Below are 12,024 nucleotides of genomic sequence, written 5' to 3' on the forward strand. Positions count from 1 at the left end.
TTCGGCGGCCTCGCGGGGCGTGCACGGGCGTCGGCGCGGGCCTGTCATAAAAGCGTGCGGGCTTCGTGGTTGTGTCCGGTTCCAGGGCCTGGAGCCGGTCGCCCCGCGGGGGCGCGTTCGGAAAGCCCCGGAAGGCGTCGACCATGGTCGCGAAGTTTACGCGCGGGGCCTCCGCGGCCTGGGACGCGATCCGGGCCAACGGGTGGGACAACGTCGAGTCGCCGATCGCGAAGCTGAAGCGCAAGTCGGCGGACGGGACGCTGCCCGGCTTCGGCGGCCGCAGCCTGATCCCGCCCGGCGCCACCCCGATCCGCTTCAAGGCCAAGGGGGCGGGTAACGCCTTGCCGGAGCTGGGCCCGAGCCTCGGCCGCATCGGCAACCTCGAAGTCTGCCTCGCGACCCGCAAGTCCGAGATCCGCCGGGCGCAGCGGCTGCGCTACCAAGTGTTCTACGAGGAGATGTCGGCGATCCCGACGGGCATGGCGATGCTGTCGCGGCGCGACGTCGACGCCTACGACGCGGTCTGCGACCACCTCCTGGTGATCGACCACGCCGCGACCGACGCCAAGCCGTTCCGGAAGGCGCGTCCGAAGGTGGTCGGCACCTATCGCCTGCTCCGCGGCGAGGCGGCCGAGCGCAACTTCGGCTTCTACTCGGCCTCCGAGTTCGACATCGCGCCACTGCTCGCGGCGCATCCCGGCAAGCGCCTGCTCGAGCTCGGACGCTCCTGCGTGCTGAAGCCCTATCGCACCAAGCGCACCGTCGAGCTGCTCTGGGCCGGCATCTACGCCTACGTGCTGCACCACCGCGTCGACGCGCTGATCGGCTGCGCCAGCTTGGACGGCACCGATCCGGCCCGCCTCGCCCTGCCCCTGAGCTTCCTGCACCACCACGCCCGCGCCCCCGAGGGCTGGTGCGCCCGCGCCCTGCCGGAGCGCTACGTGGCGATGGACCGGCTCGACCGCGAGGCGATCGACCCGAAGGCGGCGCTTCAGGCGCTGCCGCCGCTGATCAAGGGGTACCTCCGCGTCGGGGCGACCTTCGGCGACGGGGCGGTGATCGACCGCCAGTTCGGCACCACCGACGTCTTCGTCGTGCTGCCGGTGACGGCGATCGGCACGCGCTACCTCGGCCACTTCGCGCCGACGGCGAACAAGCGGGCGGCGTGATCCGCCCGGAGGCGATCCGCCGCCCGAACCCTCAGTTCGGGTGGAACACGACCTTCACGCAGCCGTCCTTCTTGTCGCGGAACGTCTTGTAGAGGTCCGGCCCGTCGGCGAGGTTGGTGGAGCGGTGGGTGATCATCGACGTCATGTCGATCTTCCCCGCCTGGATCAGCTTGGTCAGCGTTTCCAGGTAGCGCTTCACGTGCGTCTGCCCGCTCTTCATGGTCAGGCCCTTCTGGACGATCATGCCCATGTTGACCGGGATGGGGCCGCCGTAGACGCCGGGCACCGAGACGATGCCGCAGGGCCGCACCGCCTTGATCGCCTCCATCAGCGCGTAAGGCCGCTCGGTCGAGGTCAGCTTCTCCTGCAGGGTGTTGACGAGGCTGGCGACGCCGTGGCCGGCGCTGGCCTCCATGCCGACGCAGTCGATGACGCCGTCGGCGCCCTCGCCCTTGCTGATCTCCTTGATCCGCTCGAACACGTCCTCCTTGGCGTAGTCGATGATGTCGGTGGCGCCGTAGGTGCGGGCGAGCGCAAGGCGCTCCGGCACCGTGTCGATGGCGATGATGCGCTCGGCGCCCATGATCTTGGCCGACTGGATCGCAAACAGGCCGACCGGACCCGCACCCCAGACCGCGATGACCTCGCCGCCCTTGATCTCGCAATGCTCGGCGCCCTGCCAGCCGGTCGGCAGGATGTCGGTGAGGAACAAGAGCGACTCGTCATCGACGCCCTCGGGCGCCAGCATCGGCGCCACGTCGGCCATCGGCACGCGGACGTACTCGGCCTGGCCCCCGGCATAGCCGCCGGTGAGGTGCGAGTACCCGAACAGGCCCGCGGTGGGGTAGCCGAACTGCGCCGCCGCCATGGCGCCGTTGCGGTTCGAGCGCTCGCAGACCGACCAGTTCCCGAGCCGGCACTGCCGGCACTCGCCGCAATTGATGTTGAACGGCACGACGACGCGGTCGCCCTTCTTGAACTTGGTGAAGCCCTGGCCGACCTCGACGACCTCGCCCATGAACTCGTGGCCGAGCACGTCGCCCGCCTCCATGGTCGGCATCTGGCCGTCCATCAGGTGGAGGTCCGAGCCGCAGATGGCGCAGGACGTCACCTTGAGGATGATGTCGCGGGCATCCTCGATCCGCGGATCGGGAACCGTGTCGCAGCGGATGTCGCCCTTGCCGTGCCAGCACAGCGCTTTCATGAAAATCCTTTCGTGACGGGGGAATCGCAGGACCCGCGTGGCGCGGGCTCGTACGGTTAAGCCCGTGCTCGTACGGCCAAGTTCCGACCGAACGGTCGAATGGCCGCATGAGCCGGCACCAGGGAAGGTTCGTCCCAATTCGTGGTAGGGGCTTGGCGCTTCCGACAACCCAACGGGTCCAGAACCAGCATGATCGTCTACGGCACCGGCTATTCGCCCTACGTCCGCAAGATCCTCGTCGCGCTTGCCGAGAAGGGCGCCTCCTACGAGCACGTGCCCTGCATGTTCCACGCGCTCGACACGGCGTTCCAGGCGGCGAGCCCGCTCGGCAAGATCCCCGCGATCGACGACGACGGCTTCAAGCTCGCCGATTCCTCGGCGATCCTCTGGTACCTGGAGCGCAAGCACCCCGAGCCGGCGCTGATGCCCGCCGACGCGAAGGCGCTCGGCCGCGCGATCTGGTTCGACAAGTTCGGCGACACCGAGCTGTTCAGCCCGCTGATCGTGGCGTTCCGCGAGCGGGTGATGAAGCCGACCATGATGGGCAAGCCGTGCGACGAGGCCTTGGTCGTCAAGTCGCTCGACACGGACCTGCCGCCGCTGTTCGACCACCTCGAGGGCGAGATCGCGGGCGAATACCTCGCGGGCGACGCGTTCTCGATCGCCGACATCTCGATCGCCGCCGGCTTCTACAACTTCCACCTCGCGGAGGCGAAGGTCGACGCCGCGCGCTGGCCGAAGCTCGCGGCCTACGTCGACCGCATCCTGGCGCGCCCGTCCTTCGTCACGGCCATGGCCGCGCGCAAGGGCTGATCGGGGTCGTCGCAGGACGATCGCCTGAAGCCGCGTTCGGCGGCTTCAGGGCGCGAAGAGCGCCCCGCGGAGCGGGCTTTTCAGGACCTTGGTCCTGAAAAGCGTCGAGCGGAGCGAAAGCCTGAGCCCGCGGAGGCGGGCGCCGGCGATTGAGGCTGCAAGAAAAACAGGGCAAGCGCTTTCGAGCGATTGCCCGGCCGGACCCTTAGCGGCGGCGCTTGATCGAGCCGACCGTCTGCACCTGGGCCTGCGCCTCGGCGCGGTCCTCGTCGCTGGCTGACGCCCAGTTCTTCTCGTAGAGCGCGACGATCCAGGCGTCCTTGCGGCCCTCGACGCCGTCGCGGGCGAGCGACAGCCACATCAGGCCGCGGACGCGCTGCACCGGCACGCCGCCCATGCCGGTCATCAGCATGTCGCCCAGGAGCGCCTGGGCCGGGTGGTGGCCCTTCTCGGCGGCGAGGTTGAACCAGCGCGCGGCCTGGCGCGCGTCGGCCTCGACGCCGGTGCCGTCGAGGTAGAGCCGGGCGAGGTTGTACTGCGCGTTCGGGTCGCCGAAGTACGACGCGGCGTAGTTGAACATGTCGTAGGCCCGCTCGGGGTTCGCGCGCACGTAGGTGCCCTTGATCCCGTCGAGGAAGTAGCTGCCGAGCGCGGTGAAGGCGCTCGCCGTCACCGCCGAGGTCTGCGCGTCAGGCCCGTCGTCCGTGCCGGAATCGGCGATCCGCGAGAAGAACTCGAACGCCTTGAGGTCGTCGTGCGGGACGCCGTCGCCCTCGGCGTACATCCGGCCGAGCTTCCACAGGGCCAGCGCGTGGCCCTGGTCGGCGGCATATTCGAGCGCGCGGGCCGCGCCCTCCTTGTCGCCGGCGTTGTACTCGCGCACGCCCGCCCGCAGCGCGTCCTTGGCGCTGCGGTAGTTCTTCTCGGGCACCGGCGTGCGGACGCTGGCGTCGAGCGCTTCCGTCGCGGGAGCGCCGACGAGCAGGCACGCGACCGCCGTCGCCGCGAGCGCGGCGCCGCGAAGGTGCGCGCGCAGGCTGCCGCGGGGCCGACGATCGGCCCCGGCCGGCCCCGCCTTCCGGTCGCGGTCGGTCCTAGACGTCCGCATAGCTCTGGATCTCCTCGGCGCCGCCCGGATGGGTCACGGCGCCGTTCACGGCGGGTCCGACGGTCTGCGCGTATTTCCAGAGGTAGCCGGAGGTCGCGGAATTGGTCCGCGGCGTCCACGCCTTGCGGCGCTCGTCGAGCTCGGCGTCGGAGAGCGCCACGTCGAGGGTGCCCTTGATCGCGTCCAGCGTGATCATGTCGCCGTCGCGCAGCAGGCCGATCGGACCGCCGACCGCGGCTTCGGGCCCGACATGGCCGACGCAGAAGCCGCGGGTGGCGCCGGAGAAGCGCCCGTCGGTGATCAGCGCGACCTTGTCGCCCATGCCCTGACCGTAGAGCGCGGCGGTGGTGGACAGCATCTCGCGCATGCCGGGGCCGCCCTTCGGACCCTCGTAGCGGATGACGAGGACCTCGCCCTCCTTGTAGGTGCGCGCCTGGACCGCCTCGAAGCAGGCCTCCTCGCCGTCGAACACGCGGGCCGGGCCGGTGAAGACCTGCTTGTCGGCGGACATGCCGGCGACCTTCACGATCGCGCCCTCGGTGGCGAGGTTGCCCTTGAGGCCGACGACGCCGCCGGTCGGGGTGATCGGGCTTGCCGCCGAGCGGACCACGTCCTGGTCCGGGTTCCAGCGCACGCGCTCCATGTTCTCGGCGATGGTGCGGCCGGTGACCGTCATGCAGTCGCCGTGGATGAAGCCGTGGTCGAGCAGGGTCTTGATCAGCAGCGGGATGCCGCCGACCTCGAACATGTCCTTGGCGACGTAGCGGCCGCCCGGCTTCAGGTCGGCGATGTAGGGCGTGCGCCGGAAGATCTCGGCCACGTCGAACAGGTCGAACTTGATGCCGCATTCATGCGCGATCGCCGGCAGGTGGAGCGCGGCGTTGGTCGAGCCGCCGGACGCGGCGACGGCGGCGGCGGCGTTCTCCAGGGACTTGCGGGTGACGATGTCGCGCGGGCGGATGTTCTTGGCCAGCAGCTCCATCACCTTCTCGCCGGCGGTGGCGCAGAACTGGTCGCGGATCTCGTAAGGGGCCGGCGCGCCGGCCGAGTACGGCAGGGCGAGGCCGATCGCCTCGGAGACGGTGGCCATGGTGTTGGCGGTGAACTGCGCGCCGCAGGCGCCGGCGGACGGGCAGGCGACCTGCTCGAGCTCGTCGAGGTCCTCGAGGCTCATGTCGCCGACGGCGACCTTGCCGACCGCCTCGAACAGGTCCTGCACCGTGACCGGGCGGCCGCGGAACGAGCCCGGCAGGATCGAGCCGCCGTAGATGAAGATCGACGGCACGTTGAGGCGCACCATGGCCATCATCATGCCCGGCAGGGACTTGTCGCAGCCGGCCAAGCCCACGAGGGCGTCGTAGGCGTGGCCGCGCATGGTCAGCTCGACGGAGTCGGCGATGACCTCGCGGGACGGCAGCGAGGCGCGCATGCCGGCATGGCCCATGGCGATGCCGTCGGTGACGGTGATGGTGCAGAACTCGCGCGGGGTGCCGTGGGCCGCGGCGACGCCCTTCTTCACCGCCTGCGCCTGGCGCATCAGCGAGATGTTGCACGGGGCGGCCTCGTTCCAGCACGAGGCGACGCCGACGAGCGGCTGGTGGATCTGCTGCTTGGTGAGACCCATCGCATAGAGATACGAGCGGTGCGGCGCGCGGTCGGCCCCCTCCGTGACGTGGCGGCTCGGCAGCTTCGACTTGTCGTTCGTAGGCGCGTCCATGACCTGTCCCGCACCCCCCGGTCCGCTACGCGTCGGCGCGCCCTCGAAGGGTGCGGACAGCCGTCGCGCAGCGTCGACCGACGTTGCGCGAGGAGGCAAGACCACGCTCTTGGAATCGCTCGTAACCGAGCGGTAACCGGTTGGGGGAAAAGCCGTTTACCGCGGATGCTGAGGTGGTCCCGGTTTATGGCGGGATCGCGGCGGTCGAAGGCAGGTCTCGGGGTAAACCCGGGATGCTTTCGCGGTGTTGCGACCCCGCCACAGCCGCGCTTGCGGTCCGAATACTGAGGTCGGGTCGCATGGTGCGCCGCACCGAAGCCTTCGCGGGTGCGATCGCGGATCCGCCGATCAGGCCTTCGGCAGGGCCGGCGCCACGTCCGAGCCGGCGAGCGCGGCCTCGCTCTCGTCCTTCAGCGAAACCCCCGTCAGCCCGCGCGCGAAGGCCTGGCTCAGGAGCCAGTCGAGCTTGAACGCGGCCAGCGCGTGCGAGAGCCCGGCGGGGCGGACGTTCGAGATGCAGTTGCGCTCGGCGTCCGAGCGCCCGATGCGGGGGCCGAAGGTGAGGTAGATCCCGAGGCTGTCGGGCGAGGACAGGCCGGGGCGCTCGCCGACCAGCACCGCCACCGCGCGGGCCTTCAGCGCCGCGCCGACCGCGTCGCCCAGCGCGACCCGGGCTTGGGACGCGACGATCACCGGCGCGAGGCTCCATCCGGCCCGCTCGGCGTGAGGCTTGAAGGCCGCGAGGAAGCCAGCCGCGCCCTCGTGCACGGCACGCGCCGAGAGCCCGTCGGCGACGACGATGGCGAGGTCGACGGAATCGCCGGCCGCCCGCTCCAGGGCGTCGCGATCCGCGGGCGCCAGGGCGCGGCCCTGGTCGGGCCGGCGCAGGTAGGCGGCGCGGTCGGCCGCCTGCGAGGCGACCCGGAGCGTCGGCAAGCCGAGGGCTTCGATGTCCGCGGTGACCGCGTCCGCATCCATCGGCGTGTGCACGGCGTCGCGGGCCTGGGCGTGGGCGAGGCCGAAGCGCAGCACCTCGCGGGTGGGCAGGCCGCTTCCGGTCCGCCCGAGGCCGATCCGCGCCGGCGTCAGGCCGGCGAGCCGCGCCCAGATCTTCGCGTCCTCGCTCATGCGGCGAGCCCGGAGGCGTCGGCGAGCAGCGGCGAGCCGGGCTCGGCGGGAAGCAGGGTGCCGGCGGCATCCGTCATGCCGAGGGCGTGCAGCCACGCCTCGAACTCGGGCGCGCGCTTCAGCCCTAAGACCTCGCGGACGTAGAGGGAATCGTGGAACGAGGTGGACTGGTAGTTCAGCATCACGTCGTCGGCGCCGGGAACGCCCATCACGTAGGTGCAGCCGGCGGCGCCCAGCAGCGTCAGCAGCACGTCCATGTCGTCCTGGTCGGCCTCGGCGTGGTTGGTGTAGCAGACGTCGACGCCGAGCGGCACGCCCATCAGCTTGCCGCAGAAATGGTCCTCGAGCCCGGCGCGGATGATCTCCTTGCCGTCGTAGAGGTATTCCGGCCCGATGAAGCCGACGACGGTGTTGACCAGCAGCGGCCGGAACGGGCGCGCCACCGCGTAGGCCCGCGCCTCCAGGGTCTGCTGGTCGATGCCGTGATGCGCGTTGGCCGACAGCGCCGAGCCCTGCCCGGTCTCGAAATACATGCCGTTGTCGCCCAAGGAGCCGCGCTTCAGCGCCAGCATCGCCTCGTGCGCCTCCTTGAGGATCGCCAGCGTGACCCCGAACCCGGCGTTGGCCGCTTGCGTGCCGGCGATCGACTGGAACACGAGGTCCACCGGCCAGCCGCGGTTCATCGCCTCCAGGGTGGTGGTGACGTGGGTGAGCACGCATCCTTGCGTCGGAATCGCGTGGCGCCGGATGATCTCGTCGAGGAGGTGGAGCAGCTTGCCGAGGGCTGCCACCGAATCCGAGGCCGGGTTGATGCCGATCACCGCGTCGCCGCAGCCGTAGGACAGGCCGTCGAGGATCGAGGCGGTGATGCCGGCCGGGTCGTCGGTCGGGTGGTTGGGCTGCAGCCGCACCGCCATCGTGCCGGGCAGGCCGATGGTGTTGCGGAACCGCGTGACCACCCGGCATTTCCGGGCGATCAGGATCAGGTCCTGGTTGCGCGAGATCTTCGAGACCGCCGCCGCCATCTCCGGGGTGATCCCGGGCGCGATCCGCGCCAGCGTCTCGGTGGTGGCCGTGAGCAGGAACTCGCGAAAGTCGCCGACGGTGAGGTGCGCGACCCCGGAGAACGCCGCCGCGTCATGGGTGTCGAGGATCAGCCGGGTGACGTCGTCGTCCTCGTAGGCGATCAGGGGCCGCGCCAGGATTTCGCGCAGCGGCACGTCGGCGAGGCACCAGCGCGCGGCCGACCCCTCCTCCGCCGATTCCGCGGCGACGCCTGCGAGCCGGTCGCCGGAGCGCACCGGCGTCGCCTTCGCCATCAGCTCGGCGAGGTCGGCGAACGCCCAGGTCCGCGGGCCGACGACGTGGCGGTAGGCCATGGGGTGCTCCTGACGCCGATGCCGGCTTCCGCTGCGCGAGATGAGGGGAGCAGCGTCCCATCCTGTCAGCTCGTGCGGTAGCGCTGCGCGAGAAAATCGAAGGTGGTTCGGATGAGCGGCGTGACCTTGGCGATGTCCTGGTCGTTGGCTGCGACGCGTTCGCCGTCCGTCGGGATCGTCGGAGCACGTTCCAGGTTGGCGACGGCACGTTCGAGATTGCCAAGGCCGTCCTCAAGCTTCCGCGCGCTCATAGATCCTGATTCCCTGTGCCAGGACGCGATCCTTGAGTGCGCTCGGCATGGTGTCGAGCTTGGCCACCGAGATCCGATAGAGGGTTCGACAATGCCCGACCCGGTCGCGAAGGCGGTCCAGCGCCGCCCCGTCGAGGTCGGGCGCCTCGATGGCGACGTCGATGTCGGATCGCGCATCGTGATCGCCCTCGGCGCGCGAGCCGAACACGATAATCGCCCGAACCGCAGGATGGGCCGCCACCGTCTCGATGGCGGCGCGGGCGCTGTCGGGAATGTCGACCGGTCGGTGCACGGGATCGCCGATCGATCGCAACACGGGGTCGCTCCTTCGTCGAGGCCGCCAATCCGTCCTCGTCTATCACACCTGGGTATGCCGACGCATCGGAGACGCGACCTCAGGCCGCCCCGCCATGCGGCGCCGGCACCTCCGTCGAGATCGCATCCACCGTCCGGGGCGTTGGGCTTCCGACGCCGTCCGCACGGGTGATGCGGATCTGCTGGTTGACCGGCTGCATGTTGCCGAAGGGGGTCGAGAACGCGATCTCGGCCGCGTCGCGCCCGACGCCGATGCGGACGAGACCGTCGGGATCGGCCTGGCGCGTCGCGTCGAACAGCCACCAACGCCCGTCGAGGTAGGCCTCGAACACCGCGTGGAAGTCGCTCGGCACGAGGCCGTGGGCATAGCACGACACGAACCGGGCGGGGATGCCGAGCGCGCGGCAGAAGGCGGTGCCGATATGCGCGAAGTCGCGGCAGACGCCGGCGCGCTTGAGCAGGCTCTCGTCGGCGGTGGTCTCGCCGTCGCTGGTGCCCGGCTTGTAGGTGAGGTGGTCGTGGATCCAGTTGCAGATCGCGTTGACGCGCTGGTGGCCCTTCGGCATCGCCCCGAACTCGGCCTGGGCGAAGGGCGTCAGCCGGTCCGACGAGACGAAGCGGCTCGGCAGCAGGAAGGGCAGGATGTCGAGCGGCAGCTGCCCGACCGGCGTCTCGTTGATGGTCGCCGGGTCGGCCCGGTGCACCGTGAGCTCGACCTCGGCGTTGTATTCGAGCGCGAACTGACCCATCGGCACGTTGACGCCGAGGTAACGGTTGAGCAGGTCCGGCGTCGTGTAGACGTCGCGCTTCAGGTTCGGCGTCAACACCAGGGATTCACTGATGATCTCGACGCTCTTCAGCTTGGCCACCTCCAGGTTGAAGATGAAGGTCGTGTCCGAGAGGATGTTGTAGGACAGGCTGCAGCCGAGATTGTAGCGCATGGGGTCTCCTGGCGGTCACGGGCCGGCGAGCGACCTGCAAAGAGCGGGCCTTGGGGCGAACGCGCGTCCCGGTTGTCGGTTCGGCCACGGCTGCCGAACGGGCGCACGACCCGGCCGACGCGTCGCGACCGCCCTCCATCTAAACTTAAACGATGTTTGTATCTTTCAGGTTGTTTTGTGTGCGTGGGCACGGCACTCTGCTTGAGCAAGGCCGTCGATTCGATCGCAAGACCAGAGACCGCGATCGCGCCGGTCGATGTCCCCCAATGCGAATGACGGCCCTTGCCTCAGAGGGAGGAAGCAATGGCTGTTACTTTGCAGGTCGTCGGCTTGTATTACAAACAACCGCTCGACATGGGACTGACGCCTGGTCAAACCGTCAACATCAAGCAGGTCTTGGACTTCGCCCAAGCCAATCCACAAGGACAATACGCACTGAGTTATGGCGTCGGGCAGGGGGCGGGAGCCGCCTACGTCGATTTCATCATGACGGACATCAACGGCCAGTTCTCGTCGCCGGTGAGCGGCACGCGCTACAACGGCGGCCAATTCAGCCTCACGCAAACCTTCACGGGCGTCGGGAAAGGAAATTATACCGTCTGGCAATACTACGTGCAGGATCAGAATAACCAGCCGGTCAAACTTCCCACAGGGGCCGAGACGCCCTTTGAGACGGCGAACGTCGTCCAAGACGGATTCACCGTCATCTGGCGCCTCGTCGAGATCTGCAACGCGGTCCCCGTCATGGTCGGCGATACGGCGGTCGGCGCGACGGCATCCGAGCAGGCCGGTCCACGTATGAACGCGCGGTTGGCGAAGGTCGTCGGCAAGCCTGCCGTCAAGGCGTGACGTCCAAGCTCTAGCAGGCTGCTGCAGAAGTCTGTGGCGGTTTGGCCTTGGAGATGATTCACTCTGCCTGAGCGAGAGGCGGGGTTTGATCGATGCGCGGACGTGAGGCGGCCTCGACCAACCTGTTCAGCTACGTTCGGCTTGAGGAGCGTGTGCCGTCCGATCACCCGCTGCGGCCGATCCGGGCCTTGGCCGACGAAGTTCTGGCTGGGCTGAACGCGCGCTTCGAGCACCTGTACTCGGGCCTGGGCCGGCCTTCGATCCCGCCGGAGATGCTGCTTCGGGCGACACTGCTGCAGGCGTTCTTCTCGGTGCGCTCCGAGCGGATGCTGATGGAGCAGATCGATTATAACCTGCTGTTCCGGTGGTTCGTGGGGTTGGAGATCGATGCCGCGGTCTGGCACCCGACTGTGTTCACGCACAGCCGCGACCGTCTGCTGGAGACGGAGGTGGCGCACGCCTTCCTGTCGGGTCTGCTGGCGCTCAAGCCGGTCAAGCGGCTGTTGTCGAGCGACCATTTCTCGGTCGACGGCACGATGATCGAGGTCTGGGCCTCGATGAAGAGCTTTCGGCCCAAGGACGGCTCGGGCGAACCGCCAGGCCCGGGCCGCAACGGCGAGCGTGACTTCCGCCGCGAGAAGCGCTCGAACGCGACCCATGCCTCGACTACCGACCCGGACGCCCGGCTCTACCGGAAGGCGGACGGCCAGGAGAGCCGGCTGTGCTACCTCGGCCACACGCTGATGGAGAACCGCAACGGCTTGGTGGTGGACGCCAGCATCACCCACGCCACCGGCACGGCCGAGCGCGAGGCGGCCCTCCTCATGCTCGACCGCCGACCCCGCCGGCACCGGATTACGCTGGGTGCGGACAAGCTGTTCGACGTGGAAGCCTTCGTCGGCGACCTGCGGGCGCGGCGGGTGAGCCCGCACATCGCCATCAACGGGGCGGTCTCGAAGACCGGCAAGGTGCGCAAGACCGCCCTCGACGGCCGCACCACCCGCCATCCCGGCTACGCAATCAGCCTGCGCTGCCGCAAGCGGATCGAGGAGGTCTTCGGCTGGATCAAGGCTCAGGCCGGGCTGAGGAAGGTCAAGCTGCGCGGCCGAATCAAGGTCGAGGCGCTGTTCACCTTCGCGGCCGCCGCCTA

At 69.4% G+C, this 12,024-nt stretch carries 12 protein-coding genes; 4 read left to right on the top strand and 8 right to left on the bottom strand.

All coding sequences use genetic code 11. The features are described 5' to 3' along the window. Positions 1-143: 143 nt before the first annotated feature. Positions 144-1,169, top strand: a complete 1,026-nt coding sequence (gene olsB / locus MFF13_RS25715) for a l-ornithine N(alpha)-acyltransferase (protein WP_147828931.1) — start codon at positions 144-146, stop codon at positions 1,167-1,169. 31 nt (positions 1,170-1,200) lie between these two features. On the opposite strand, the gene MFF13_RS25720 is transcribed toward olsB, so the two are convergent. Then, on the bottom strand, positions 1,201-2,373 hold the full coding sequence (locus MFF13_RS25720; RefSeq protein ID WP_147762300.1) for a zinc-dependent alcohol dehydrogenase: 1,173 nt from the start codon (positions 2,371-2,373) through the stop codon (positions 1,201-1,203). Between the two features lie 189 nt (positions 2,374-2,562). On the opposite strand from MFF13_RS25720, the gene MFF13_RS25725 reads away from it, so the two are divergent. Then, positions 2,563-3,186 carry a glutathione S-transferase family protein gene (locus MFF13_RS25725; RefSeq protein ID WP_147828933.1) on the top strand — a complete coding sequence of 208 codons (624 nt, stop codon included), beginning with the start codon at positions 2,563-2,565 and terminating at the stop codon, positions 3,184-3,186. 205 nt (positions 3,187-3,391) lie between these two features. On the opposite strand, the gene MFF13_RS25730 is transcribed toward MFF13_RS25725, so the two are convergent. The 7 genes from MFF13_RS25730 to MFF13_RS25760 form a co-directional block, all read right to left on the bottom strand. Next, positions 3,392-4,294: a tetratricopeptide repeat protein gene (locus MFF13_RS25730; RefSeq protein WP_147828935.1), complete on the bottom strand. Its 903-nt coding sequence runs from the start codon at positions 4,292-4,294 to the stop codon at positions 3,392-3,394. Then, on the bottom strand, positions 4,281-6,011 hold the full coding sequence (gene ilvD, locus MFF13_RS25735) for a dihydroxy-acid dehydratase (RefSeq protein ID WP_147751880.1): 1,731 nt from the start codon (positions 6,009-6,011) through the stop codon (positions 4,281-4,283). The genes MFF13_RS25730 and ilvD overlap by 14 nt, the downstream gene beginning before the upstream one ends. A 348-nt stretch (positions 6,012-6,359) precedes the next feature. Beyond that, positions 6,360-7,139 carry an ethanolamine ammonia-lyase subunit EutC gene (eutC, locus tag MFF13_RS25740; RefSeq protein WP_147828937.1) on the bottom strand — a complete coding sequence of 260 codons (780 nt, stop codon included), beginning with the start codon at positions 7,137-7,139 and terminating at the stop codon, positions 6,360-6,362. After that, on the bottom strand, positions 7,136-8,518 hold the full coding sequence (locus MFF13_RS25745) for an ethanolamine ammonia-lyase subunit EutB (protein ID WP_147828939.1): 1,383 nt from the start codon (positions 8,516-8,518) through the stop codon (positions 7,136-7,138). The genes eutC and MFF13_RS25745 overlap by 4 nt, the downstream gene beginning before the upstream one ends. Before the next feature lie 65 nt (positions 8,519-8,583). Beyond that, positions 8,584-8,769: a hypothetical protein gene (locus MFF13_RS25750; protein WP_147762304.1), complete on the bottom strand. Its 186-nt coding sequence runs from the start codon at positions 8,767-8,769 to the stop codon at positions 8,584-8,586. Further along, entirely contained in the window at positions 8,750-9,085 is a 336-nt protein-coding gene (locus MFF13_RS25755; protein ID WP_147762305.1) for a nucleotidyltransferase family protein, read from the bottom strand. The genes MFF13_RS25750 and MFF13_RS25755 overlap by 20 nt, the downstream gene beginning before the upstream one ends. Before the next feature lie 79 nt (positions 9,086-9,164). Next, entirely contained in the window at positions 9,165-10,025 is an 861-nt protein-coding gene (locus tag MFF13_RS25760) for a transglutaminase-like domain-containing protein (protein WP_147751885.1), read from the bottom strand. 303 nt (positions 10,026-10,328) lie between these two features. On the opposite strand from MFF13_RS25760, the gene MFF13_RS25765 reads away from it, so the two are divergent. Continuing rightward, complete coding sequence (locus MFF13_RS25765) at positions 10,329-10,874, top strand: hypothetical protein (protein ID WP_238273332.1); 546 nt, start codon at positions 10,329-10,331, stop codon at positions 10,872-10,874. Between the two features lie 92 nt (positions 10,875-10,966). Continuing rightward, the coding region (locus MFF13_RS25770; protein WP_238273333.1) for an IS5 family transposase at positions 10,967-12,024 on the top strand (1,058 nt) is incomplete at its 3' end.

The sequence above is a fragment of the Methylobacterium cerastii genome (genome assembly GCF_022179125.1).
Taxonomy (GTDB): domain Bacteria; phylum Pseudomonadota; class Alphaproteobacteria; order Rhizobiales; family Beijerinckiaceae; genus Methylobacterium; species Methylobacterium cerastii.